Genomic DNA, 23,896 nt, shown 5'->3' on the forward strand with positions numbered 1-23,896 from the left:
TTATCTTTGTGCCTGAAATGGGAAGGGGTTCTAACTAACCAACCATCAATGAAAAAATTCCCTTCCCGCATCAGGACTTTACTCTAAATCATCTTTTAAAGTTTTCATATAATTCAATACTGCTTCCTTTTCCTTCTCTGAAAAAATAGCATCTCTATGAATAAGCGTGTAGCTATCCAAGGGCATCTCGCCGCTTTCTATCTGCTTAATGATAGAGCGCAGTTTACTCTTCTTTCTTCTGTCTGAATAGTTGTCCCATTCGTTAAAATTTAATTCTGCTTTTCCTTCTTTAATATGGTCTTCCAAAAACCAAGCTGCTGGCTGAATTTTGCTGTACCAAGGATAAACTGTGTTATTGCTATGGCAATCATAGCAGGACTGCATTAATTGATTCTCAATTTCAGACGGCACTTTATTTACCAAGACAAAATCAGTTTCAGGTGTCGTATAGCTTTCATTTTTATCCGTCGGAAAAAACTGAATTACAACAAGAGCACCTAATGCTATCCACGCTATGATTTTTAAAACTTTCAATTAGTTTATTTCTCGTTGTACTTTACCGCATTTTAACATCTGGCTACCATAATAGGGATTACGCACTTCCTCTTTTGTACTCAACCAAGCTGTACCACCATCATACATTGGGCAAAATTGTTCGTAGAGCTTTTTATCCGTTCCGGTAATGGCTACCATATCGGTAACGTCCTTACTCAAAATCTTAAAATGCTCTCGTTGATGCTTGATATCGCTTTCGCCAATATGCTCTGCGTGCTCGGTGGCATCTTCAATAATGTCTTTCAATTCACTTTGTTCATTATCAGAATAGTTGGATGCATCAAAAGCTTTCAGTGATTTCGCTAATGTGTTACCAAGCTCTTTTGCTTTGCCATTGTCATCGTTTACAAGCGCATCTTTTAAGTTGAAATAATCATTCAGGATTGCTTCTGCTTTTGCGTCTTGGTTGTCACTCATCGCCATATCGTCCTTGTCATCCATAGATTCTTGGTGCATCTCATTGCTCATCGGCGCAGCAGCCTCTTCTTTGTTTCCGTCTTTACAGGAAGCTGTTAAAATCATTGTGGCAGCCAGTGCCATTGTACTCATTGTTCTTTTTACTGTTTTCATTTTCTTTGTTTTAAATTATTACTTTTTAAAATCGGGCTAAAAGGCCGCCACCCCAGCCATATCGGTTATTGTAATTTGCCTGTAACGAAAAGTTTCGGGATACGATATATGAGGCTCCCACCAGCCATTGCGTTTCCCCCTGATAGGATGTGTCTCCAATATCGTTCACCCAACCAAAGTCAGCTCGGTATTCGTATTCGCCTTCCAGAAAAATTCTCGGAAAAATCAAGAATTCCCTGTCCAGACGAATTCTTGGCCTTAGTTGGTGGTCCATACTGACATCCACATTAAAACGGTACGGTGTAAAATATTTTACACCCACCAAACCTACTGTATTGAAGGTATCATAAGAATCGGGTGTTGAAGTTTCTGTATTTACCCCTACATACAGGCGCACCCAATCATTCAGGTATCTGTTATAGTTTACTTCTGCTTCAAGATTTTTGTCATAATCAAACTCTGCCCTTAAACCAAAGCCATTTCGGATATTGCTCGACATCAAAAAGAGTTCATTAAAATTTGAGCCTAAACGAGCTAATCCCCAAGAATAATAATGGTCTGTCTCATTGATAAGTTTCTGCATTGGATAATCTCTCATTCTTTCGTCTCTTGGCGTATCGTAACTAAACACACGGGCCATACCACCCATCATATGATATAATACGTGGCAATGAAAGAACCAATCGCCATATTCTTCGTTATAGAATTCTATGACCACCTTCTGCATTGGTGGTACATTGACAGTATGTTTTAATGGGGAACGTTCGCCATTTTCATTGATGACTCTAAAGTAATGTCCGTGCAAGTGCATTGGATGGTGCATCATAGTTAAGTTATTCAATGTAATTCTGGTTACCTCGCCACCTTTTATATTTATCTTGTCGGTTTCTGATAATGGCACGCCGTTCATACTCCAAACATAGCGTTGCATATTGCCGGTTAGATTCAACAGGATGTCGTTTACTGGCAAATCATCTTTATAAGTAGTATTCTCTTTTGCTTTTAAAAAATCATAATTAAAATAGGTTTTACGAGTTTCGTAATCAAATGAGGAAGAATCCTTCTGCATCTTTGACATATCGTGCTGCATATGGTCTTTCATTTTATCTGAATCTCCTCTGTGATTCATTGCCATTGAGTCTTTTTTCATTCCCTTCGTATCATCCATCTTCATCTGATCGTTCATTTTGCTGTCTTTCATTGACATCTTATCTTGCATCCCCATTTTCATCTCGCCGTCTTTCATATTCATCTTCATTCCATACTTCTGCATTAAAACTTCAGGTGTATTCTTTTTTTTGTTTCCTACCATTGCAGGTGCACCCATTTTCATATCCATTTTGGCCATTTGCTTCATCATCGCTACCTTATCAGGTCTATCAATTCTTTTGGCTGGATAGAGAGTGCCATTACCTAATTGTATAGAAGTATGACCAGAGCCATCTTGAGCCGTAGCGGTAACCTCTAAAGTACCTTCGGGAATAGTAACGATAACATCATACGTCTCAGCTATACCAAAGAGAAATCTGCTTTTAGAAACGGGCTGCACATCAACACCGTCACTTGCAACTAACAATGGATTACCACCACCGAAATCTACCCAGTAGTAAGTAGAAGCCGAGGCATTGATAAAGCGAAGACGTACTTTTTCTCCTGGTTTAAATTCTGGATATTCGGCAAGTGACTTACCATTGCTCAAGAATGCGGGATAATAAATGTCTGCTATATCAGCACCTTCCATTCTATCGCGCCAGAACTTAAATTGTGCTCCCAAGGCACCTTCTTTGATGACTCTACTTAATGGAACTGCTGTTCCTTTTTTAACTTGATACCACTCATTCCCCCTTTTAAGGTTTCGCAATACATTCATTGGGTCCTCGTTGGTCCAATCAGATAGAACAACTACCAAATCTTTGTCATAATCCAATGTTTTTTCTTTAGGTTGAATGACTATTGAACCATAAACACCGCTTTGCTCCTGTAGCATCGTATGGGAATGGTACCAATAGGTTCCTGATTGATTAATAGGAATTCTATATTGAAATGTTGTACCGGGCTTTATTGGCGGTGTTGTTAAATACGGTACGCCATCATAAAAGTTGGGAAGTATCAACCCGTGCCAGTGTACTGAGGTTTCTTCATCCATTTTATTAGTTACATTAATGATGGCAAGGTCGCCTTCGTTAAATTCCAAAACCGGTCCAGGAATACTACCATTGATAGTCATTCCTTTAGCGGTTACACCTGCGAGTGTCATTTCATTTTTTTCAAGGGTAAGGTTGTACTCTTTAACAGGTCTTCCTTCTTCTTTTCTGTCTTGTCCGTTAGTTCCCACTTGGGCAAATACTGTTGAAGAAAATAGCAGTAATGTAATAATTCTTAGCATTTTCATAGTTTTCTTATTGTTATTGTTTAACAAAAATATTATTGATATTCAGTTTGTTGTGTTATAATTCTGGTTCATATCTATATAATCTTGTCTAAAGGATTTCTAAAATTTTTATGACCATCCTTATATTCGCTTAGGCTCATCCCTGTCTCACTCTTAAATTGTTTGCTTAGATGATTGACGTTGCTGTAATCGAGCAATTGGCTTATTTCTGTGAAATTATAATGGGGTGTTTGGATAAGTTCCTTGACCTTTTCTATCTTCAGTTTGATAAAATATTTTTCAATAGTGATGCCCTCGGTAATGGAAAACACCTTGCTGATTTTTGAATAGTCCTTTTGTAATTTATCCGCAAGAAAATCGGATAGCTTACCATCAATTTCAAGGGGCATTACATTCAATAACTTTATCAATTCAATTTTTACTTGCTCGGTCAATTTATCCTCAGTAGAAGCGATGAGTGCAAATCCATTTCTTTTTAAAATTTCGGTAAGTATGCTCAATTGTTCTTTTTCATTCATATCTAATCGAAGCCTACCCAACTCAATATCCAACAGACTAATGTTAGCCTTAAACAGTTCATCTTTTAAGACCTTGATGCAACGGTCGCACACCATATTTTTTATATAAAAATCTTTTACCATTGCTATTGAATTAAATAATTGATTATGGATTGTTGCACGTAATACATCTGAACCGATTCTATCTGATTCATCTGAAATTTCAATTGCAGTTCCTGTATATCGAGCACATCGTTAAAATCTATGGTTCCCGTTTCATAATTCTTGATAAGAATTTGCTCGGCATCTTTGGCTTGCTTTAAATTCTTAGCTTGGGTATTGAATTTAATTCGGGCTTGGTTGCGTTGGGATATCGCTTTCGCGAAAGCGGATTCCAAAACATTCATTCGTTGCTCTTTTTGGGTTTCGATTTCCTGTTGGCGTAGCTCATTTTGTCTTGTAATAGACTTATATCGATTATTAAAAATGGGAATGGAAACCGAAACTATAGGCATCAACACATCTTTACCGTTGTCGCTAAAGTTGACATCGCTACGTTCTGTAACTGGCAGGTAGTCCACACCAAAGCCAATCATAGGTAGGCTCTCACGTTGATTGAGCAGTTCTGATTGTGCTACGGATTCGTAAAGTTTGTCGTATTTGAGCAGTTCAGGATTTAGCGATAGTGCGTCTTTTCCGTATATGGGGTCATCCTCTGGGATATCCATTATTGCAACTATATCAACCGTTCTATTTTCATCCCGATTGAGAAGATTATTGAAGGTTGTTTGTTCTGCGCCAAATTCCTCTTCCAATACCTCTCTTTGCTGCTGTAATTCATTTTGACGAATCTGTAATCGCAATACATCTACCGCAGATGCCTTGCCCACTTCTACCGAAGTCAGTGCAAGACGCTCATAAGTTTTTAATAGTTGGATGTTCTCGTCGAGTACCTTTTGCTTTGCTCTTGTTTCATACAACCTGTAATAGGATTGCGCTACTGATAGCGCCAATTTTCGTTTGGCGATTGTGATTTCCACATATTCAGCTTCGGCTATTGAAGTCGCATAATTTTCACGTGCGGTAACGGTACCAAACCAGGGCAACATCTGTTTTACACCTATCCGTGCTCTTTGTGCGCCCACCCTTGTTTCTGGCTCACTTACAAAATAGCCTGCGCTTACTTCCGTATTAGGTAGCCAGTTTGCTTCATTGACCTTTTCTTCGGCAATATTGTAGCGTAGTTCAAAAGCCTGAATTTCTGGATTGTTACTTACGGCTTCTTCAATATAGCTTTGTAGTTGTTGCGCCTGCCCGCTGATTGAAATCAGTCCAATGCTCATTATTAGTAGTGCGTTCAGATGGGCTTTCGCACTTCGTCTTCGCTCAGCATAAACTTCAGCGGAAACAAACAAAAGACAGATTATGATTTTTATATTTTTCATTTGTTTGCTCTTTTAAGTTGGTATTCTTTTTTCCAGCTGTATAAAACTGGTAAAAGGAAATAGGATGTGACGTCGATTATCATTCCGCCAAAAATTGGAATGGCCATCGGAATCATAATGTCGCTTCCTTTTCCTGTAGATGTGAGTACTGGCAACAATGCTAAAACTGTGGTCACGGTGGTCATCAAACAAGGACGTATGCGTTTTCCTGCGGCTTCCAAAGTGGCGAGACGTATGTCCTTTTTACTGTCTGGTTCGTTGCTTTTGAAGGATTGGTCTAAATAGGTTGCCATTACGACACCATCATCTGTCGCGATTCCAAACAAGGCTATAAAACCGACCCAAACGGCCACACTTAAATTGATGGTTTTCATATTGAACAAATCGCGTAGGTTCTCGCCAAAAAAGCTGAAATTGAAAAACCAATCCTGACCGTATAACCAAATCATTATAAAACCACCTGCAAAGGCTACAGCGATGGCAGTAAAAACCATAAGGGACGTAGAAACCGACCTGAACTGGAAATACAAAATCAAGAAAATGACCAGCAAGCAAAGTGGCACAACTACCGATAGCGTTTTTTCTGCTCTAAGTTGATTTTCGTACGTTCCTGTAAATCGGTAACTGATTCCTTGTGGCACGACCAAATCGCCATTATCGATTTTCTGTTGAATGAGCGCTTGGGCATTTTCCACCACATCGACTTCGGCAAAGCCATCGAGCTTATCAAACAGCACATACCCAATCAAGAAGGTGTCTTCACTTTTAATGACCTGTGGGCCTTGCTCGTAACGAATATCGACCAGTTCGCCCAAAGGAACCGGACTTCCAGTTGACACAGGAACATAGATACTTTTTAAGTCTTCTGGATTTGCACGCAGCTCACGTGGATAGCGTACACGCACACCATAGCGCTCACGTCCTTCTACTGTTTGGGTAAGTGGCATACCGCCCACAGCTACTTGAAGCACTTCCTGAACATCCATAATGGAAATCCCATAGCGTGCCAGCTGGTCTCGTTTAATATCAATCAGCAAATAAGGTTTACCCACAATGCGGTCTGCAAAAACAGCTTGTTCTTTAACGCCTTCGGCTTGCTTTAAAATATCTTCCAGTTGAAGTCCAAAGTTTTCTATGGTTTTTAAATCTGGCCCTTTCACTTTTATTCCCATAGGTGCACGCATTCCTGTTTGTAGCATCACGAGTCGTGTCTCGATGGGCTGCAACTTGGGCGCAGAAGTCACGCCTGGGAATTTGGTCACTTTTACGATTTCATTCCAAATGTCATCAGGACTACTGATTTCCGGTCGCCAGTTTCGGTAGTATTCGCCATTGTTATCTTCAATCAATTCATTGCGTGTTGCACTTGTTTTGAGTTTTGATGCTGCATAGTTTGCATCATCATCGATTTCATTATTGGGATTAATAATGAACTTGTCATTTTTCAGCACAAATAGACCATCCTCATTTACACGATAGCGTTGTCTCTCGCCATTTTCATTTCGCATATATTCTGACTTGTACTGAATTACATTTTCATACATCGAGAGTGGCGCAGGGTCAAGAGCTGATTCTGTCCTTCCTGCTTTTCCCACTACAGTTTCAATTTCAGGGATGCTTGCCACGGCCATATCCAGCTGTTGCAAGACACGCTTGTTCTCTTCGACACCAGCGTGCGGTAAGGATGTAGGCATCAAAAGAAATGAGCCTTCATTAAGTGCAGGCATAAATTCCTTCCCTGTGTTACGCATTATGACCACGCCTAAAACCAGCACCGTGGTTGGAATGATTAAAAACAGGTATCGGTTTTGAAGTGCCCAACGCAAAATGCTGTCATAGTATCTTCGGAAAACTGTAAACACACCAAGCAGTCCAAAGCAGATAATCGCTACAAAAATCAAATTCATTAGAATGCTGCGGTCAAAACCAAGTGGTCGCCAGTATTCGGCGAGTAGGAAAACAATAGCAACACAGGAAATAATAATATGGATGAGATTAGCTCGTTTTTCTGTAATTCTATCCCTTACGCTCAAAAGCGCAACAACACCGTAGGCAATCAAAATGAGACCAAGCCAATAGCCATAAAAGATGGCTGTGATACCAAGGACAATGAGAACACCATTAATAATGTACTTTGAGCGTTCCATTAGGTTACTTTTCTTAAAAAGAAACGCGGCAAAAGGCGGTATTAAAAACAGCGCGATTACAAGCGATGCAGCAAGTGCCATTGTTTTTGTAAAGGCGAGTGGTCTGAATAGTTTTCCCTCAGCACCTATCATTGTAAACACAGGTAGAAAACTGATAATCGTTGTGAGAACTGCGGTCAAAATTGCACCAGAAACTTCCGCAGTTGCGTTGTAGATAATTTCGTTTGTGGTGTATTCTATTCCGCTTTCGCGAAAGCGTAATTTTTTATCTTCCAGATGCCTAATCATATTCTCGGCGAGTATGACGCCCACGTCAACCATTGTACCGATAGCAATGGCAATTCCTGACAAGGCAACAATGTTAGCATCTACATTAAAGAGCTTCATTGTTATGAAAACCATTAAAACGGCAACAGGCAACAGACCAGAGATTAGAATGGATGCACGTAGGTTAAACACCATTACAATGATGACCAAAATGGTTATCAGGATTTCAAGTGTAAGGGCTTCATTGAGCGTGTGAAGTGTTTCCTGAATAAGTTGCGTGCGGTCGTAAAAGGGAACGATAGTCACTTGTGAAGTACGACCATCTGCCAAGGTTTTTGTGGGTAGTCCAGATGATAATTCAGCTATTTGGTCTTTTACATTATTGATGACTTCCAATGGGTTAGCACCATAACGAGCTACCACGACTCCGCCAACCACTTCGGCACCTTCTTTATCTAAAATACCGCGGCGGGTCTGTGGTCCCAAATGAACATTAGCGATGTCTTTGATTCGTATAGAAGTAAAATTTTCAGAAGCGACTACTGCATTTTCAATATCTGCAACAGATTTTACATACCCTAAACCACGAACAAGGTATTCGGCTTGATTAATTTCCAAAGTCTGCGCACCGATGTCTTGATTACTTTCCTTGACAGCTTTTACAATATCGGTCAAGCCGATGTTGTATTGTCGCATTTTTTCAGGGTCAACATCCACTTGGTATTCCTGGACGTAACCACCGATTGATGCTACTTCAGAAACACCGCTTGCCGAAGACAGACCATATTTTACGTAGTAATCCTGTATGCTTCGTAATTCCTGTAGATCCCAACCGCCAGTTACGTTGCCATCTTTATCACGACCTTCCAGCGTGTACCAAAAAATTTGACCTAATCCCGTAGCATCCGGACCCAATGCAGGGTTTACACCATCGGGCAATAAGTTAGCGGGAAGTGAATTAAGCTTTTCGAGAATACGGCTTCGCGACCAATAAAATTCTACATCCTCTTCAAAGATGATATAGATACTTGAAAAACCAAACATTGAAGAGCTCCGGATGGTCTTGACACCAGGGATTCCCAACAATGAAGTTGTGAGTGGATAGGTAATCTGGTCTTCGATATCCTGCGGTGAACGCCCTTGCCATTTTGTGAAAACAATTTGCTGGTTTTCGCCGATGTCTGGAATCGCATCCACGGCCACAGGATCTGTTGGTAAAATACCAGTTTCCCAATTGAAGGGTGCGTTGACAATGCCCCAACCTACGAATAGGGCGAGTAGTATAACAGCAACAAGTTTGTTTTCTATGAGAAATTTTATGCTTCTATTTAGCATACGATATGATTATTAAACAGTTATAGAAATATACTTTGGTTTGCTCTCAGTACAAATGAGAAACAACAAAACGTGCCCAAAACGAATGTATCGCCGGGCTTTTCCAGTTACAATTACATTGCTACTGGTACTGTTTAATAAATCAAATTAAGAATGTCTGGTGCAATACCTGCAAGTCCCGCCTTATGAATGGGGGCGAGTGATCTGAGAAAGAGATCTCTTGTGATTCAGTTCCTTCAAAGAGACTGATATATGAGTAAGCAAAAGAGGCAACGAATATTTGTTGCTCAAAAGTAAGTTGTGAAAAATCCTGTTTTAAATCCTCCTGACCTTCAATAATTAATTGTTCATCTGAGCAACAAGATTTTTTAGAAACCATTGAGTTAGAACAACTCTTAGCAGGTTCAGCTTTTTCCATTCCGCAAGTCTTAACATCTTGGATGAATGAAAAATCTACTAATGCATCTCCACAATAATGCATATCCACAGTAAACGACATTGTGGTCAGTAGAACCACAATAGCCATTACCATTGCCATTGATTTGTGGATAATTTGTTTCATTATTGCAAAATTAGCAAATATTTTAACATAAATGTTTGTTTTAACGAAATGTTGTGTAATGGTGAAAAATCACATTTTCGATAAATAAGAATAAATCACAGTCAAATTCTTTTACTTTAGTAATTTCAAATAATTAAATATTAGAACGCTATAGACTTCAATTTAACAGACATAAACGCATCATACTCAAGTCTTATCCCTAAAAAGACTGATGGTATAACCGTTTATATGCTTCATAAAAAAATCATTAATAAGCAGATTAACAAGCACTTTACCTATAAAGATATCGAAAGGTGTATTAAAGAGGTGGCATTAATGGAAAGCAGTAGCATACCTCATACTGATCCTATTGTAGATGGTTTGTTGAAGTACTATTTAGAACATCCAAGAGAAGAACGCTTTAAATATGCGCTTACTGACTTTGCACTTAAGTTCGTTAAGCTAATAGATAATAAACTATATAGCCCGTATGCAAAGTTTCCACTACGGGACACTTTCAAAAAACTTGCAGACTTTACAGCTTCAGATATTAAAAGTATAGATGATTTTAATAGATGGTATGAATTTAATTTTGAAGGTAATAGCGGCACTGTAATTATAGATCATTTAGAATCATTAAAGGATTACGTTAATAAAGCTATTGACGAGCTCAATATTTATATCAATCAAGACCAAGATTCGGCATTAAAAACAGCTGAGAATGTTTCCATATTATTTGAAAAAATTACTGCAAAAAGCGACGAGATTAAAGACACTTTACTAATAAGTAATAGCCTTGATGAAGAAATAGAGCAAGTCGTTGACTATTTTTTAAAAAGAAAAAACAGCCTTCCTAACACTAAAACGCCTGAACAGAAAGAGACACACAAAATATTCAGAGAAGAATACGGTAGAGCCGTTCAAATTAAAAAGAAGGTAGATGAGTTTTTTGTTGAAGTAGAATATAAATTAGGGCAATTATTAGATAGGTCAGCTTACGCAAGTACTCAATTAATTACGGTTCAAGATAATTTTAAAAATAAATCGGCAGTTAGAATAAATATAAAACGGTTTTTAAAATTCACATTAGAACAAGCGTCCTTTTCTAAAAAAGATGGTATTACATTGTCTGAAAAATTCCCTTTAAAATCTATTGTTTCTGAACGTTTTAAACACGTCGGTTTGGTTTATTATGAAGAGTTTGGTATTCAGAAGAGCTATGTTATTGAACCTAAAGTCAATGAAGCACACCTTGAGTTACAAATCTCAAAATTAGATACCGAACTAACTCGTCAAGAGAATACCGCCAGATGGGTAAATCATTTTAAAAAGCAGTTAAACGACGATGGGGAAATTGATTTTAGTAATCATTTTTACGATATAGCTTTAAAAGAAAATGATGCCTTAATAGCACTTAAAGTAGGATTTGAACTTGTAGAGTTTGCTAGACATAATAACGGTTACGAAATTAAAATAGACAGAGAAATCCCCAAGTCATCTCTGTCTCAAAATATTGCATTATGGAAAATGAAAATAATAAAGAAGTAAGTCAAAATTTTTCGTTTTTTAAAAACGCAGATGTTCAAGAATATTTTGCAGATTTAAACATTGAACTACTATCTGGTAGACATATTCAAAACGATAGATTTTATCTCTATAAACTACTTAAGGACTATTTCAACGAGCTTTCATATTATTATGAAAAGGTATATGGTTTAGAACTAATAATGGAAAGTAGAGAAGACTCAAAATACTATTACGTAGATTATCCTGATGCATCCAAAGGAGCACTTGCTAACCCATCCCGACACAAAAAGCTAACGCAAAAACAAACCTTGATAGGTATTATACTACTTAATATGTATTATGAGCGATATTTTGAAAGTAAAAAAGAAGTACGCTTTGCAGATATAAAAAAGGAGATTAAAGAAAGTGACAATAATATTTTGTACAAAAAATTATTTTTTAACAAAGTACAAGACGATTACTTGGAAGGCGACTGGTCATTAAAGGTTATTAAGCCATTTAAGAGTGTACTACGAGAATTTAATAAGTTGGGATGGATTACAAATTTAGCTGTAGAAGATGGCGAAGATATACACTTTGTATTACGAGAACCAATTATTAGATTTCAAAAATTGTATGAAAAAGAAATTACAAACTTCACAGAGTTTAGTGAAAAATACCTTAGCCAATTATAATGATAGAATATCCAAGAATTTTTTCGCTATCCACAGTTGGTGTGAGAAAGCACTATAATCAAGACTACTTATTACATCAAGTAAGGACTGATTTTACCGGCAACAATGGTATCGGTAAATCGCTTATAGCAGACTTATTTCAACTCATATTTATTGGTCAAAAGAGCAAAATAAGTTTTGGCACCGAGAGCTTCAAAAATAAAGACAGACATATACATACTATACCTTATAATACTGATGATGCTTATGTTTTTATACATATAGAATTTAAGAAAAATGAATTTATAACTATTGGCACTAATATAGGTAATAAGCGTAGCAGGCCGTTAAAGTCATTCTGGATATTAAATCAAGCCTATAATGATAATGACAGAAAAGACCTTGAAACTTTAGCACTTCACGCAGATCAGTTAGCATATAGTAAAGATTTTTTAAAAGATGGTCAATTTTTGCCCATTAACCAGCTTGCAAGGCATCTTAAAAAGAATAAAAAAGGCTTTCTAAAATCCTTCACAGATTTAGAAGATAAAAAAGAATACTATGAGTTTTTATATACTAATGAGCTTTTGCCTATAAATCTTGCGATTGATGAAAATATGGACGCTTTCGCGAAAGTGATACAATCCTTTTCAAAAGCAAACTCATTAGATACGGAGAGCGATAAAATTTTAAAGGATTTTCTTTTTGAGAATAGTTTGGATAAGCTTGAGACCAAATACAAATCAAACAAGGAGAAGCTTGAAAAACTTATAAATGAATACAATGAGCTGGACGAAGAAATACATACTATTGAGTTAAAACAAGAAGTATTAGGTAATCTTAAAGAGTTAGAGCAATTAAAAAACGATGCGCAACAAAATTATCTAACAGCTGAATACCATAGTAATTATTCGCAATACGAAACTGTTGCAAATAAATGCATAGGAACTTCTAATAAAATTGAAAAAGAGACAGATATCATTAGTAACCTAAAATCAGATCTACCAAAAATTTCTAAACAAATTGAAATTACAAAGTCAGATTATGACACCTATTTTAAAGCTCAAGAATCCTTTACAAACTATAAAAATCTCTTTAATGCAAGAGCAGAAAAATTAGCAAGTCTTGATCAGCTTCAAAAAATGAAGCTACCTGAAATAGATCAAGCAAATTTAGTTAAGATAAATATTGATGAATACAATCACCAGTCAATCATTGATAGGGTAAATAAACTTAATTCTGATTTAAAAAGATACGGTACGATTGATAAAATAAATGAGAAGACATCATCACAGCTAAAAATTATTGCAGACTACAAAGCAGTCAAGAGCTCAGAGCTTGCTGACTTAGAAGCACTCAATCGTATTCTATCTGCTGGAGAAGATGGTTCCTTAATCGCACAGATTTTAAAAGACGGTAACAATCTTACTAAAGAACAGGAAACTGTACTGTTCGGATTGCTTAAAAATGTGGATTGGGGAAAACCAGATAATCCTACTAAAGGAAGTCAATACACTAAAGATAGTTCTCTCTTAAAATCTGAAAATATTGAAGAAGATAAGGTGAATTCCGGTTATTGGTTTGCAATAGGTGCTTTACGAACCTTTGTACCTTACTCTAATGATAAACAGATATTTGCTGATACTGCTAAAATGAATGATGCTAAGAAAAAAAAGCAGAATGCAATTAACGAGCAAGTAAAGTCTATCAATAATGAACTTGGCGAAATTTTAAAATTTGAGAAAGGAGATCCTTACGATTTGTCAGCGGTTGATGAGCTGAAAAATCTTAATAAAGATTTTAAAGACTTTTCCTTATACGAAAGGTCAAAAATAGCAATGAGTATTGCCGAAAGTCTTTCTACTAAAATTACTCAAGACCAGAAAGACTTGGAGCTATCGTTGCGAGAATTAGAAGCACTTGAAAAGAAAATTCCAATTAAAATTACAGATGAGAAAATAGACGACCAGTTAACATCTTATATTCAAAAAGTAGCTGCTAAAAAGTCTGTCCATACAGATTTGCAAAACAAACTTGAGACTTCAAAATCAACCATAACCCAAAAGGAAGAAAATTTAGTCACACTTAAAGCGTTGCTTGACTCACAGGAGAAAGAACGCGATGAGCTAAAGAAAAAGTATGAGGGTGCGCTTATTATCTTTAAAACACGTTTTAGTCAGTTGCATATTCAGGATTTTGTGCCTACTAATATCAATCAAGTGAATGTAGAAAATCTTCAAAAATTATATAACACAAATAAGGACAATTACATAAACGCTTATGGTAAAGCATCATCCCGATTCGATACGACCAAAGATGATTTAGAAGTAAAAAACCAAATGGATGATCAGAATTATTCATTTGCGGTTTTAGAATTAGTGTTATTAGGACCAAAAATAAAACACACTGAAAATCTTGCCCCAGCACTTAAAAAATCTAATCAAAACAGAACTAAAGTAATGCAGGCCATTACGCAGGCGATGCTTCGTATATTCAAATTGACAAAAACAAAGTATCAAGACTTTGAAAAGACAGTCGAAGATTTGAATGATTTTTTTAACGAGCGACTGATTAGTGACAAGTACCATTTCAAAATAGATTTTACGCCAAATGAAACATTCAAAATAGATTGGATGAAGAATTTACAGTCGTCCACTCAAGCCGCTTACTCGGAAGGAGAATTACAATTTTCAGACTCAGTAGAAAGTTTTGTAGAAAAGATATTTGCAGAAACGACCTCCTACAATGAGAAGATAAAATTTTCAGACCTATTAGACCCAAAAACTTATTTTGATTTAAGTACCAGATTATTAGATAAAGATGGCATTGACCAGACAGGAAGTACAGGACAAAGCTATACCGCGATTGTATTATTAGGTATTGGCAGACTTTCAATTGTGCAAAAAGAAGATAGAAAAGGTGTCAAATTTTTAATACTTGAAGAAGTCTCTAATATGGATAAGGGTAATTTTAACACCTTTCCAAATATTGCAAAAGAGTTTGGATATCAAATGTTGACAATGACACCAGAACCTTATGGCTCTAACGAAGACGAAGGCTGGTATTTACATCACTTAATTGAAGGTTACGAAGATGTTAATATCAATTATGCACCGCCAAGTAGCTATTTTAAAACTAATGAAGCCAGACAAGATCTGTCAGATTACTTAAATAATGTAAATGACCAATGAATTGGGTAGCATTAAAATCATTAAATGAACTTTACAGAAATAAAGAAACCAAGATTAAGGAAACTTTAATTAAGGATTCTTTGTTTCAACACTTGCTGAATGATACCCAAGAAATCAAAGAAGGCTATAAGGTTTATTATTCTGATGATGAAGATTTTTTTGAGATGTATGAAGAAGAGTATCTAGAGAAGTTTAATCAGTACTACGCATTTTTAGAAAACAATCAACTTTTAAAACCTCAAACCAGATTTGAAGAAGCAGATATCATAGAGCTAATGGATATGAAACGTCGTATGGACAGCGGCGAACTTTTGCCAATTAGAAATCAAATAATGCAAAATGAGGAAACCGTCAGGAATGTGTCTTCTATGTTTTTCAAAAATGAAAAATATTTAATTGGTAAGAAAGCTTTAATTGATGCCGTTAAACAGATGCTTCAAATTGATGAGCTTGCTGATGATAGAGATCAGCAATATATGTATCGTTTAGAATGTGAAGATCCTAAGTTAATTATTCTCTGTGAAAATTTAGACTTTTTAAAGAGACCTTCATTACCTAGAAAATACGGTTATGAACTTTGGTATGCTGGAGGGAAAAACATTGAAAAACTAAAATATTCCTATGACAGGAACTTGCCTATCTACTATTCCGGCGATTGGGATTATGATGGTCTACTTATTTTCAATATGGTTTGTAAACTTATTCCACAAATTAAGCTTCTTTATCCAACAGCTAGTTCTAAAAGCATCCTGAAATCAGAACACAAAAGTCTTTGGATGGACAGGGATAACCCTTCTAAATACTCCAATCTTAGTGTGAAGAATTTAGATAATAGGCACAAAGATATTCTAGTTAATTTAATAAAGAAAAATCACTGGATAACTGAAGAGGACAATCATCTTAAAGAAATGGTTACTTTGATTCAAGATTAGAATGATGTCACTTTACCAAAGTCATCAATAAGCTCTTCTGGCTATTACACAAAAGGATTAACCGCCGCAACAGTTCCACTAGGATAACCCCAAGCCACATATTGTGACTTACCTTCATCTATATCAAGATGAACAAATGTATTGCCTACACCTATGCGTTTAAAACCTACATCTCGTGCTGCCATCACAAGATTATTGCGGATTGTTCTAGAGGAAGCTCGGATATCAACAGCTTTACAGGCGGGCATTTTATGGGAAGAATTGCGCGCACCACCTACTTTACGATTGTGAGCGTCACTACGTGCTCCAGAGTTTATCCAACTGAAAATAGGGTAATTGGTTTTTACAGATAGGTTGTGCAGCATCACTATAAGCCGTCTATCCATACAGTTTCCAGAACCAGGAATGTCTGGACTGTCAAAGACCGAGAAATCTACAGCGATACCTTTATGTTTATAAGTCCTAAATTTAGAGCTTGACTTGCTTAATCTAAAAGCCCAAAAAGCGCCACCCATAAGTAGCGCCATTGTGCCTAATCCTATATAAATATGACGGTTATTTTTTAACGCCATTAAGCCTTGTCTTTACAATTGCAAGGCTTCTTTTTCTGCTGACTTTCCTTGTATCTCAAGTATAGATCAGAGCCTATTTTAATGGCACTCAACAAGGTAAATGCTGCAAAAATGTAATTGAGTGTATTACTTCCTTTATCTACATTCATTCTCTTTTCTTTTTATTGTAAATCTGAATTTCGGATTCCAGCTGTTCGATATATTTTTCAAGCTCTGTAATACGATCTCGCTGTTTAGTAATTGTGCGTGACATTGCGGTATTCTTATTCTCAAGCTGGCTGATGCGTTTTTCCATTTTTTCAGACCATTGCACCCAGTTGGTCACAATACTGTCATTAGCCTGAGCGTTAATGTGCCGTATCTCTGCATTTTTCAGTTTGCGCTGGATATTATAATGCATCAATAATTCTATGAGCTTCCAGAAGCCCGTAGCGCCTAAAACAATCGCAACAATTTCATAAACATTCATAACGTGGTCTTTTACGCTTTCGCGAAAGCGTAATTCATTTAAAATTCATCAGTTGGTTTAGGTTCATCTCTTGGTACTACAAACTCACCACCGCCATTTCTAAAGTTGACATAGCGCAATGGAAGCTCGGCCAAATAAGGGTTCACATTGAGTATCACGTGATCTTCACTATCGACAAAAGTCCCGTAGAGAAACAATCTACCATCTGCATCTATCGCATAGTTAAAGGTATTTCCCTTTTCCGTCTGGCACAGTCCATAATAATCAGATTGATCTGTTACCAATGGAGCTGGTAAACTTACCTGCCAGCCGGCAATCTCAAGTTGTTTGGCGTTTCTAGCACGTAGGCGAATATCCTTCCCAACAACTAGATTTGCATTAATGACCGAGTACCGATTGCGTACTGGCGAGTGTAGTAAACTTGGCCCTAAATGTTCCGGCTTAACTTCTAAAATCTCTTGTGTATTTTCTATCGCTTTTGTCTCTTTTGAAACGCTATCACTTTGATATCCCATAATTAGTTGGCTATTAATATTCCTGAAAGAATCAACAAGCCACCGCCCAAAAGGATCTTATGGAACTTGCCTTGTTTCAGTTTTTGATTTTTAAATTTTAGTTGGTTTTCTAAAAAGAGAATCTGCTCATTGCTATTCTCTGAAACGGACATCAAATTGAGATTTTGCAATCTCAATCTCGACACCACAGAATCTTTCTTTACGAGTAAACTGTCCTTAAGAGTAATCGAAAAATCCAATCGTCTCACGATGGAATCCTGATACTTACCACGCTCTAATCTCAATGCAATCTCACGAGACTGTTCCAGATTAAAACAGAAGTGTTTCTCATTTTTTATGAGCTGTACTATCGGTTTTAAATCTTGAGAAATACACCAATAGCTCTGCATCGCTATAACTAGAAATAGTAGTAATTTTTTCATTGAGACTCGTTTTTAATTGGCCGATTGTGACGGTGTTCTTACTTACCAAAGCTGTTAGGCTATCCACCTGCTTTTCCAGATCTTCAATCTCCAGGTCTAGCGATTGATTCTTAATAAGCAAGTTCTGGTTTTGTTCTTTCCAGTCGCTTGGTGTCCGTAGCTCATAGCCATTTTCCTGCGGAATGATGATCTGCGTAAGCACAAGGACGACCACCGCAAAGAAGAAAATGGCAAAAATGATTTTCCACCTATTCACGCTTATCTGCTTTTTCAGGTTTAAAGAGTCGATTCAACACACTTTCTAAAATCAGCTTATGGAACACGAGTGCAAATACAAATGACTGCAATAGCATTTCTAACTTGTGCAACATCGTATCTCTAATAAAATAGACGATGATTCCATAAATCAATCCAACAATAAGTACACGGTAACGTGTCTTGATCTTAATACCAGTAAAATCTGCTAGCCAATCTGTAACTGGTTTCTGATTTAGACCAAAGGCAATAATGATGAACGTAAAAATGTACGCCCAGTCTAAGCTGGATAAGTAGTGAACTAAGTGTTTTAGGATGTCTGTCATTTCAATTGATTTTTAAGGGTTTCTTTTATAGTTTTTATGTCTGCCGTAAGCAGGGATAATTGATGATTTGGGAACATATTTTTGGTCAAATGAGCCACCAGAACAATCGTTGCACCAGATGCTAATAGCGCAATGATGATTTTGGTAAGCGTCTGATTGGTCATCGTGAGCGTGACTTCGGTTTTAATGCCATCATCATCTACAAGGCTGGATACAATATCTTTAATGCTTTTACCCATAATTAGTTGGATTGGTTTTTAATGGATTCATTCATATCTAAGGCATTGAAGAGCGATTCTGTAACCGTCTCGACTTTTAGATATTTTTCTACACGCTCTTGAACTTTTTCATCATAAACGCCAGTCACGATTCCAGCCCAACCGTAATTTCTTAGCAAATACACCTGCAAGCGTTCCACATTTTTTCCTTTGCTTCCCAATTGCAAAGGGAACTCATCTGCAACAGGTTTTTTAGGTAGTGTTTTGGGTTTCGGTGCGTTGGACTTTTTTTCAGGTGCAGGTGGTTTTGTCTTGACCACTTGCATTGTAGGTTTAAAACCTGTCTGTTTCGGTTTTAAAATCTCCTTTTTCAAGACTGCCGCCACAGCTTGCTTTTGCTCTTCAGCATCTTCTCGTTTACTTTTCAGTAATTGATGGGTAATGATGCCGACACCGAGCAAACCGCCAGTAATACAAACTATCTTTACGATGTTTTCCCGTTTCATTTTCCTACCATTTTTAGCGCTCTACGCATTCCTGCGATATCCTTTTCTGTAAATTCGGATTTGCCCAATCGCTTTTTGGCAGCCTTTAATGTGAGCGGTCCAAAAACACCATCCACACCATCACGCTTTGATCCAGACTTACCTAAATTCTCTTTGTAAATCTTGAGATACGCCTGCAAGGTTTTTACATCTTGGTGACGTGTTCTGTATTTAAGTGGATAGCCAGTCTTGACGTATTTTATGCGTGGTGTAGATGAAGAGCTGGAAGATGATCCCGAACTACTTGACACAGGAATGGTCGTGTTTATAGGAATTATCTGTGGTGTGCTCTCTTGGTTTTGAGCCAGGTCGCCTTCTTTTTGATCCTTCTTTTTCTTGTAGTACATATAGGCGACTGCACCACCTGCGAGTACAACGATCACACTACCCACAACAATGAGATCTTTGTTTTGTTCAAAAAAGGTTTTCTTAGGTTTGGTTACGATTTTCTTCATAGTTATTGGGTTTGATAATTAGGTAATTGGCGCACAGGATTATGCACATATTGTTTCATCTCTGATGCGCTTAAAAAACTGGACAAGTGTTTCCACAAATCCTGTTTGTACAATTGCCAGTATGCTTTTGAAAGGCTCGCTACTTGGGTTTTATCACGCAGGCGTTTGGCAAAAACGTCTTTGACCGCATCTTCATCATCATTAAAAGTTCCTTTGGCATTTTTGAGCTTTTTTGCCAAATTTCTGGCAGTAGCGTCGTCTAGTTTTTTAATCTTTCGTGGTGCAATCCATTGTTGCACGTTGGTCAGGTAATTCATATCAAAAGGCTTGTCCCAGTTGGGTTCTCGTTTGATCGTGCCTTGATTTCCTGTGGACACTTGGATTCCAGAGCCTAGATCTTTACCAATGATTTGCTGAGCTTGTTGTTTTTCCTTTTTACGCTTTCGCGAAAGCGTAACAAACACACATACCGTAACTGCCGCCATTGTAGCGCCACCTATCATCCACCATCCTGTTTTTGTAATTTTCATTCTCTCGTTTTTAAGCTGTTCTATAGTTGGGTATTTGTCCAATGATGTTCAGGATGATCTTGATTTCATCTTCTGAAAGTCGATCCTTAATGGTATCGATTAAGTTCTTGTTGTAAGTACTTTGATAGGCCTTAGCCACTTGCGAGACCTGAACTTTATCCTTTAATTTTCTAAACACGGCATATACTGCATCTTCGTCATCTCCACCTTCGTACCACGCGCCCCAGGACTTATGAATCTGTTTTGCAAAACTGGTGGCGCTGCTCTCACTCATTGCAATCACTTGACCATTTACATTCTGCAAAACTTTTGTGAGATAGTAAATGTCAAAAGCATTTTCTGCATCGAGATTATTTGCCGTGGTAGCCAGTTGTTTCTTTATGTGAGTCAATAGTTTGCTTGTTTTTAGATCGCGTTTGCGCTGGCGTATGGATAGAAATGAGCTTCCAACAATGAGAATTCCCATAGCACCGCCACTTACTTTATAGATAAGCTGTCTGTTCATTTCCCTAATAGTTTAGTAGCGCGTCCAGCTGGCGTGAGCATCGCTAGATCTGTGATGTCTGCATCTTTTGCAGAGTTGCGTAAAACCACCACGATAAGAATGAGTGTGATGGTAAGAATGACCGGAACACCTATGGCTAAAATCTTCGTAAGGCTCTTGCCCAAACCAAAAATATTACCGCCTATTTCAGAAATATCTGCAATGGATCTGGTTGCCATATTGCTTACATCCAGCTCGTTCTTAAGCAACCATTTATTGAATGACGGACTTGTAGTACATAGCGCAGATCCATTGGTTTTCCAAGTGACCAACCACAGCATTTTGGCATTATCCTGTCCCACTTCCTTCTTCAATTTGGTATAATAGCTCGTCCAGAAGTCACAAGGGTCGTCGGCTTCTGGAATGAGAAAGGATGTGTTTTTTATGGTTACTTGCTGTGCCATTTAATTGCCTAATAGTTGATTGGCTTGTTTTTCAATTTGATTCTGTTTGGGATCTTTTTCTTTGAGAAAAGCGATTAAGCGTTGTTTTAATTTTGCTTCTCTGGCTCGTGCAACTCGCTTATCGTGATTGATGTAGAGCTGTCGTCCCATCCAGAACCCTATGCCTAATGTGATGATGGTTCTCATTTTAAAATCCTTGATAAATATTACACTTGGGAATCTCCAGTTCTTCCAGCCATTCCTTAACGCTAAATCCAGGTTTGTCACTATCCTGTTTTGTGGCGATCTCATTAAAACCCACGATGATGATTTCTGGAAACCTAATAGTATAAAATCGGATCACGGCTTCCAGCGTAGCGGTTTGTTCTTCGGTACGTGTGTCTTTCCACCACGCTTCTTTGAGTGTTCTGCCACCTACGTAAGCAAGGTTTTTCACATTGCCAGTAATACCAAATCTGCCTTGTGAGGTGCCCCATAGATCTACTTCGGTCGGGCTGTCTTCAGGGATAATGGTTTCTAAAGTGCCATCCTGCAAGACGAGGTAGTCAAATCCAGGACGGTTCCAGCCAAAGCCACCATTACGCTTGTCGTTGGTATGTTTTTCGATAATTGTTTTTGCATCAAGATCTAAGGCTTCGCTGGTATCGGTACTGTGTATGACTAAAAAATCTACGTCTTTCATTTTGTTAAATTTTGAGTGATGGAATTATTGAGTTTTCTAAAACCAAGTAATCGGTAAATTGGGTATGCCTTTATGTTTACTTGATTGTTCTGGTTGCCGCCCAGACAGTAGATGTATTTCTTATCTTCAGAATAACCTATAAAAAATGCCACGTGACCTTTCCAACTGTTCTTCTTACTACGCCAAAAAACCACGATGTCTCCTATATCTGGTTGTTTCGTTTCTGTTCCTACTTTTAGCCAAGAGCGTGCTGTGAGTTGATTGCTCATTTCTTTTCCACATTCTAGAGCCACCCAGTTGGTAAAAGCAGAACACCAAGCGGTTTCATCAGTAGTGACCCACGTATGACCTATCTTTTCAAAATAATCCAGTATTACAGGATTATGCTTTTGACCCACCAGTTCCGTGACTCCATATTGGCTCAAAGCCGTGTTGATGATTGACTTCATAAAATGGATTTGAATGGATTTTTAGGAACTCGTTTGGGAACGCCTTTACTCATTTGCACGCCATAGGCAAGCGACGCCTTTTCTGGAAGTAGATTATACATTTCCAGCTTTTTGTAATACAGAATGAATGTGATGGTCTGCAAACCACCAATCTTAAAGCACCAGCTGTTCTGGCCATCGAGCATCACACCATCTACACCAAAAACTTCTGACACATTCTGAAAACTCTGCGGACTTTGATAATTACCAAGCGAAAGCGTTTTACAGATTTCTTTACCAGCGATGCTTTTTTGTAGAAGTTGCATTGCGTTCACACGTCGTTCTCCAGATGCGACGATTTTAAGATGCTTCAGCATTCCTGGACTGAATTTAAAATCTTCCCGTTCTTCGTGATATTCATCATTGATGGTTACCGTTGGACTTTTGGATACATTAAATATGGTTAGAAGATTGAGCTGTGTAGTGACTTTAGCAATTTTAGACGTTGAATCATTATCCACTAGTCGAAACTGGTCTTGTATTCCCCACGGTGTTTCCGTTTGTGCCTGTGTTTCGGCATTGATACGTGTAGTATTTTTAGAGACTATATTTTTGATTACAAGCTCATTTGTTTCGTCATCAAAGCGTATCTCCGTAGGTCGTTTTCCAGTCCTGTTGGCATTTACCACTTTGTGATTTAGACCGATGTGATACATCGTATTATTTACCGAACCTATTACATACACTATTCCGTAGAAATAGCCAGGATTGGTATTCACGGCTAGAGCAACTGGCGAAACGGTTCCAGGCATCGCATTCTCCGTTAATGGAATTGTGGCAATTACAGTCCCATCACGGGCAACCACCGATACAGAATCTGAAAGCTGATTAGCCACATACAACAAATCATTCGCAGGATTGAGTACCACTTGTTGTGGATGCGTGCCTACTAAAACATCTATTTTTTCGGCGTTCTCAATAAATAAAGGATCTGTGATCGGCTTTTCACTATTGCCACCCCAAAGACAAACATTTCTGATATCCGTTGTATGATTTTTGACTGTAATCTGCATCACATCAAACTCATCGTGCAGGTGTTTTTGATACTTTTTAAAACCTTCCTTTTGTTTTTGATCTTTGATAAGATTACGCTTTCGCGAAAGCGGTCTCTTACTTGAACTACAATCAGAAATTTCCATAACACCTTCATCGGTGGCATAGAAAACAGCGTCTGTTGAAGGGTCGCAATTCTTCTTTTTCGTTTCTGGGAAAGCAACGTGCATCACGCCAGATCGTGTACCCCATTTTTTGAGATCGGTTCTATATTTTGCAGAATTGTCGTTCATATAAGCATCTTCTTTAGAATGGATTGTTCTCTTAATTACCGCAGGATCTTCGCAACTTTCACAGGCGAAAGTTTCTGTGCTTTTGGGCGTTAATTTTATGGTTGCGCCCATTGTAAATAGTGCCATTGTGATA

At 37.7% G+C, this 23,896-nt stretch carries 27 protein-coding genes; 4 read left to right on the top strand and 23 right to left on the bottom strand.

Features of this window, described 5'->3' with window-relative positions; all coding sequences use genetic code 11:
- Positions 1 to 78: 78 nt before the first annotated feature.
- The 7 genes from ACFO3O_RS02570 to ACFO3O_RS02600 all read right to left on the bottom strand — a co-directional run bounded on the left by ACFO3O_RS02570 (position 79) and on the right by ACFO3O_RS02600 (position 9,770).
- Positions 79 to 534, bottom strand: a complete 456-nt coding sequence (locus tag ACFO3O_RS02570) for a heme-binding domain-containing protein (protein WP_327018765.1) — start codon at positions 532 to 534, stop codon at positions 79 to 81.
- Complete coding sequence (locus ACFO3O_RS02575; protein ID WP_327018766.1) at positions 535 to 1,125, bottom strand: DUF3347 domain-containing protein; 591 nt, start codon at positions 1,123 to 1,125, stop codon at positions 535 to 537.
- Positions 1,126 to 1,150: 25 nt separating this feature from the next.
- On the bottom strand, positions 1,151 to 3,517 hold the full coding sequence (locus ACFO3O_RS02580; RefSeq protein ID WP_379976971.1) for a multicopper oxidase domain-containing protein: 2,367 nt from the start codon (positions 3,515 to 3,517) through the stop codon (positions 1,151 to 1,153).
- 74 nt (positions 3,518 to 3,591) lie between these two features.
- Positions 3,592 to 4,158: a helix-turn-helix domain-containing protein gene (locus ACFO3O_RS02585; protein WP_379976972.1), complete on the bottom strand. Its 567-nt coding sequence runs from the start codon at positions 4,156 to 4,158 to the stop codon at positions 3,592 to 3,594.
- Between the two features lie 2 nt (positions 4,159 to 4,160).
- Complete coding sequence (locus ACFO3O_RS02590; RefSeq protein ID WP_379977239.1) at positions 4,161 to 5,357, bottom strand: TolC family protein; 1,197 nt, start codon at positions 5,355 to 5,357, stop codon at positions 4,161 to 4,163.
- 98 nt (positions 5,358 to 5,455) lie between these two features.
- Positions 5,456 to 9,208 (bottom strand): efflux RND transporter permease subunit, encoded by a 3,753-nt coding sequence (locus tag ACFO3O_RS02595; protein ID WP_327018768.1) that lies wholly within the window; start codon positions 9,206 to 9,208, stop codon positions 5,456 to 5,458.
- A gap of 142 nt (positions 9,209 to 9,350) precedes the next feature.
- Complete coding sequence (locus ACFO3O_RS02600; protein ID WP_327018769.1) at positions 9,351 to 9,770, bottom strand: HYC_CC_PP family protein; 420 nt, start codon at positions 9,768 to 9,770, stop codon at positions 9,351 to 9,353.
- Positions 9,771 to 9,998: 228 nt separating this feature from the next.
- On the opposite strand from ACFO3O_RS02600, the gene ACFO3O_RS02605 reads away from it, so the two are divergent.
- From ACFO3O_RS02605 to ACFO3O_RS02620, 4 genes are read left to right on the top strand one after another with little or no spacing between them, the layout of a single operon-like run.
- The gene (locus ACFO3O_RS02605; protein WP_327018770.1) at positions 9,999 to 11,297 is read left to right on the top strand and encodes a hypothetical protein; all 1,299 of its coding nucleotides are present in this window, start codon (positions 9,999 to 10,001) and stop codon (positions 11,295 to 11,297) included.
- Entirely contained in the window at positions 11,270 to 11,950 is a 681-nt protein-coding gene (locus ACFO3O_RS02610) for a condensin complex protein MksE (RefSeq protein WP_144665652.1), read from the top strand. The genes ACFO3O_RS02605 and ACFO3O_RS02610 overlap by 28 nt, the downstream gene beginning before the upstream one ends.
- Complete coding sequence (locus ACFO3O_RS02615) at positions 11,950 to 15,120, top strand: hypothetical protein (RefSeq protein ID WP_327018771.1); 3,171 nt, start codon at positions 11,950 to 11,952, stop codon at positions 15,118 to 15,120. Before ACFO3O_RS02610 ends, ACFO3O_RS02615 begins: the two co-directional genes overlap by 1 nt.
- Positions 15,117 to 16,052, top strand: coding sequence for a hypothetical protein (locus ACFO3O_RS02620; protein WP_327018772.1), 936 nt, complete (start codon positions 15,117 to 15,119; stop codon positions 16,050 to 16,052). The genes ACFO3O_RS02615 and ACFO3O_RS02620 overlap by 4 nt, the downstream gene beginning before the upstream one ends.
- Positions 16,053 to 16,096: 44 nt before the next feature.
- Here the strand turns inward: ACFO3O_RS02620 and ACFO3O_RS02625 are convergent, their stop codons facing one another.
- From ACFO3O_RS02625 to ACFO3O_RS02700, 16 genes are all read right to left on the bottom strand, one after another.
- Complete coding sequence (locus ACFO3O_RS02625) at positions 16,097 to 16,579, bottom strand: D-Ala-D-Ala carboxypeptidase family metallohydrolase (RefSeq protein WP_379976973.1); 483 nt, start codon at positions 16,577 to 16,579, stop codon at positions 16,097 to 16,099.
- A gap of 44 nt (positions 16,580 to 16,623) precedes the next feature.
- Positions 16,624 to 16,773, bottom strand: coding sequence for a hypothetical protein (locus tag ACFO3O_RS02630; RefSeq protein WP_303687781.1), 150 nt, complete (start codon positions 16,771 to 16,773; stop codon positions 16,624 to 16,626).
- Complete coding sequence (locus ACFO3O_RS02635) at positions 16,770 to 17,093, bottom strand: hypothetical protein (RefSeq protein ID WP_303687780.1); 324 nt, start codon at positions 17,091 to 17,093, stop codon at positions 16,770 to 16,772. Before ACFO3O_RS02635 ends, ACFO3O_RS02630 begins: the two co-directional genes overlap by 4 nt.
- A gap of 38 nt (positions 17,094 to 17,131) precedes the next feature.
- Positions 17,132 to 17,608 (bottom strand): hypothetical protein, encoded by a 477-nt coding sequence (locus ACFO3O_RS02640; RefSeq protein ID WP_327018774.1) that lies wholly within the window; start codon positions 17,606 to 17,608, stop codon positions 17,132 to 17,134.
- Positions 17,609 to 17,935: 327 nt separating this feature from the next.
- Positions 17,936 to 18,286, bottom strand: a complete 351-nt coding sequence (locus tag ACFO3O_RS02645) for a hypothetical protein (protein ID WP_327018775.1) — start codon at positions 18,284 to 18,286, stop codon at positions 17,936 to 17,938.
- A complete protein-coding gene (locus ACFO3O_RS02650) occupies positions 18,279 to 18,611 on the bottom strand; it encodes a hypothetical protein (RefSeq protein ID WP_327018776.1) in 333 nt (110 codons plus the stop codon). The genes ACFO3O_RS02645 and ACFO3O_RS02650 overlap by 8 nt, the downstream gene beginning before the upstream one ends.
- Complete coding sequence (locus tag ACFO3O_RS02655; RefSeq protein WP_327018777.1) at positions 18,608 to 18,850, bottom strand: hypothetical protein; 243 nt, start codon at positions 18,848 to 18,850, stop codon at positions 18,608 to 18,610. Before ACFO3O_RS02655 ends, ACFO3O_RS02650 begins: the two co-directional genes overlap by 4 nt.
- A gap of 2 nt (positions 18,851 to 18,852) precedes the next feature.
- Positions 18,853 to 19,335, bottom strand: a complete 483-nt coding sequence (locus ACFO3O_RS02660) for a peptidoglycan-binding domain-containing protein (RefSeq protein ID WP_327018778.1) — start codon at positions 19,333 to 19,335, stop codon at positions 18,853 to 18,855.
- The gene (locus tag ACFO3O_RS02665) at positions 19,332 to 19,829 is read right to left on the bottom strand and encodes a peptidoglycan-binding domain-containing protein (RefSeq protein WP_303687776.1); all 498 of its coding nucleotides are present in this window, start codon (positions 19,827 to 19,829) and stop codon (positions 19,332 to 19,334) included. The genes ACFO3O_RS02660 and ACFO3O_RS02665 overlap by 4 nt, the downstream gene beginning before the upstream one ends.
- Before the next feature lie 2 nt (positions 19,830 to 19,831).
- Positions 19,832 to 20,359 (bottom strand): hypothetical protein, encoded by a 528-nt coding sequence (locus tag ACFO3O_RS02670; protein WP_379976974.1) that lies wholly within the window; start codon positions 20,357 to 20,359, stop codon positions 19,832 to 19,834.
- Between the two features lie 10 nt (positions 20,360 to 20,369).
- A complete protein-coding gene (locus ACFO3O_RS02675) occupies positions 20,370 to 20,864 on the bottom strand; it encodes a hypothetical protein (RefSeq protein ID WP_327018781.1) in 495 nt (164 codons plus the stop codon).
- Positions 20,861 to 21,307 carry a hypothetical protein gene (locus ACFO3O_RS02680; RefSeq protein ID WP_303687172.1) on the bottom strand — a complete coding sequence of 149 codons (447 nt, stop codon included), beginning with the start codon at positions 21,305 to 21,307 and terminating at the stop codon, positions 20,861 to 20,863. The genes ACFO3O_RS02675 and ACFO3O_RS02680 overlap by 4 nt, the downstream gene beginning before the upstream one ends.
- The gene (locus ACFO3O_RS02685; RefSeq protein ID WP_379976975.1) at positions 21,308 to 21,493 is read right to left on the bottom strand and encodes a hypothetical protein; all 186 of its coding nucleotides are present in this window, start codon (positions 21,491 to 21,493) and stop codon (positions 21,308 to 21,310) included.
- A 1-nt stretch (position 21,494) separates the two neighbouring features.
- Positions 21,495 to 21,989 carry a peptidoglycan recognition protein family protein gene (locus ACFO3O_RS02690; RefSeq protein ID WP_379976976.1) on the bottom strand — a complete coding sequence of 165 codons (495 nt, stop codon included), beginning with the start codon at positions 21,987 to 21,989 and terminating at the stop codon, positions 21,495 to 21,497.
- Entirely contained in the window at positions 21,986 to 22,438 is a 453-nt protein-coding gene (locus ACFO3O_RS02695) for a TIGR02594 family protein (RefSeq protein ID WP_379976977.1), read from the bottom strand. Before ACFO3O_RS02695 ends, ACFO3O_RS02690 begins: the two co-directional genes overlap by 4 nt.
- On the bottom strand, positions 22,435 to 23,889 hold the full coding sequence (locus ACFO3O_RS02700; protein WP_379976978.1) for a YncE family protein: 1,455 nt from the start codon (positions 23,887 to 23,889) through the stop codon (positions 22,435 to 22,437). Before ACFO3O_RS02700 ends, ACFO3O_RS02695 begins: the two co-directional genes overlap by 4 nt.
- Between the last annotated feature and the right edge of the window lie 7 nt (positions 23,890 to 23,896).

Source organism: Dokdonia ponticola (assembly GCF_042653865.1).
Taxonomy (GTDB): domain Bacteria; phylum Bacteroidota; class Bacteroidia; order Flavobacteriales; family Flavobacteriaceae; genus Dokdonia; species Dokdonia ponticola.

Excerpts from the sequence above, each read along its gene's own strand:
- ACFO3O_RS02575 (WP_327018766.1), bottom strand. The coding sequence starts at position 1,125 with ATGAAAACAGTAAAAAGAACAATGAGTACAATGGCACTGGCTGCCACA.
- ACFO3O_RS02580 (WP_379976971.1), bottom strand. The coding sequence starts at position 3,517 with ATGAAAATGCTAAGAATTATTACATTACTGCTATTTTCTTCAACAGTA.
- ACFO3O_RS02585 (WP_379976972.1), bottom strand. The coding sequence starts at position 4,158 with ATGGTAAAAGATTTTTATATAAAAAATATGGTGTGCGACCGTTGCATC.
- ACFO3O_RS02590 (WP_379977239.1), bottom strand. The coding sequence starts at position 5,357 with ATGAGCATTGGACTGATTTCAATCAGCGGGCAGGCGCAACAACTACAA.
- ACFO3O_RS02595 (WP_327018768.1), bottom strand. The coding sequence starts at position 9,208 with ATGCTAAATAGAAGCATAAAATTTCTCATAGAAAACAAACTTGTTGCT.
- ACFO3O_RS02600 (WP_327018769.1), bottom strand. The coding sequence starts at position 9,770 with ATGAAACAAATTATCCACAAATCAATGGCAATGGTAATGGCTATTGTG.
- ACFO3O_RS02605 (WP_327018770.1), top strand. The coding sequence starts at position 9,999 with ATGCTTCATAAAAAAATCATTAATAAGCAGATTAACAAGCACTTTACC.
- ACFO3O_RS02610 (WP_144665652.1), top strand. The coding sequence starts at position 11,270 with ATGGAAAATGAAAATAATAAAGAAGTAAGTCAAAATTTTTCGTTTTTT.
- ACFO3O_RS02615 (WP_327018771.1), top strand. The coding sequence starts at position 11,950 with ATGATAGAATATCCAAGAATTTTTTCGCTATCCACAGTTGGTGTGAGA.
- ACFO3O_RS02620 (WP_327018772.1), top strand. The coding sequence starts at position 15,117 with ATGAATTGGGTAGCATTAAAATCATTAAATGAACTTTACAGAAATAAA.
- ACFO3O_RS02625 (WP_379976973.1), bottom strand. The coding sequence starts at position 16,579 with ATGGCGCTACTTATGGGTGGCGCTTTTTGGGCTTTTAGATTAAGCAAG.
- ACFO3O_RS02630 (WP_303687781.1), bottom strand. The coding sequence starts at position 16,773 with ATGAATGTAGATAAAGGAAGTAATACACTCAATTACATTTTTGCAGCA.
- ACFO3O_RS02635 (WP_303687780.1), bottom strand. The coding sequence starts at position 17,093 with ATGAATGTTTATGAAATTGTTGCGATTGTTTTAGGCGCTACGGGCTTC.
- ACFO3O_RS02640 (WP_327018774.1), bottom strand. The coding sequence starts at position 17,608 with ATGGGATATCAAAGTGATAGCGTTTCAAAAGAGACAAAAGCGATAGAA.
- ACFO3O_RS02650 (WP_327018776.1), bottom strand. The coding sequence starts at position 18,611 with ATGACAGACATCCTAAAACACTTAGTTCACTACTTATCCAGCTTAGAC.
- ACFO3O_RS02655 (WP_327018777.1), bottom strand. The coding sequence starts at position 18,850 with ATGGGTAAAAGCATTAAAGATATTGTATCCAGCCTTGTAGATGATGAT.
- ACFO3O_RS02660 (WP_327018778.1), bottom strand. The coding sequence starts at position 19,335 with ATGAAACGGGAAAACATCGTAAAGATAGTTTGTATTACTGGCGGTTTG.
- ACFO3O_RS02665 (WP_303687776.1), bottom strand. The coding sequence starts at position 19,829 with ATGAAGAAAATCGTAACCAAACCTAAGAAAACCTTTTTTGAACAAAAC.
- ACFO3O_RS02670 (WP_379976974.1), bottom strand. The coding sequence starts at position 20,359 with ATGAAAATTACAAAAACAGGATGGTGGATGATAGGTGGCGCTACAATG.
- ACFO3O_RS02675 (WP_327018781.1), bottom strand. The coding sequence starts at position 20,864 with ATGAACAGACAGCTTATCTATAAAGTAAGTGGCGGTGCTATGGGAATT.
- ACFO3O_RS02680 (WP_303687172.1), bottom strand. The coding sequence starts at position 21,307 with ATGGCACAGCAAGTAACCATAAAAAACACATCCTTTCTCATTCCAGAA.
- ACFO3O_RS02685 (WP_379976975.1), bottom strand. The coding sequence starts at position 21,493 with ATGAGAACCATCATCACATTAGGCATAGGGTTCTGGATGGGACGACAG.
- ACFO3O_RS02690 (WP_379976976.1), bottom strand. The coding sequence starts at position 21,989 with ATGAAAGACGTAGATTTTTTAGTCATACACAGTACCGATACCAGCGAA.
- ACFO3O_RS02695 (WP_379976977.1), bottom strand. The coding sequence starts at position 22,438 with ATGAAGTCAATCATCAACACGGCTTTGAGCCAATATGGAGTCACGGAA.
- ACFO3O_RS02700 (WP_379976978.1), bottom strand. The coding sequence starts at position 23,889 with ATGGCACTATTTACAATGGGCGCAACCATAAAATTAACGCCCAAAAGC.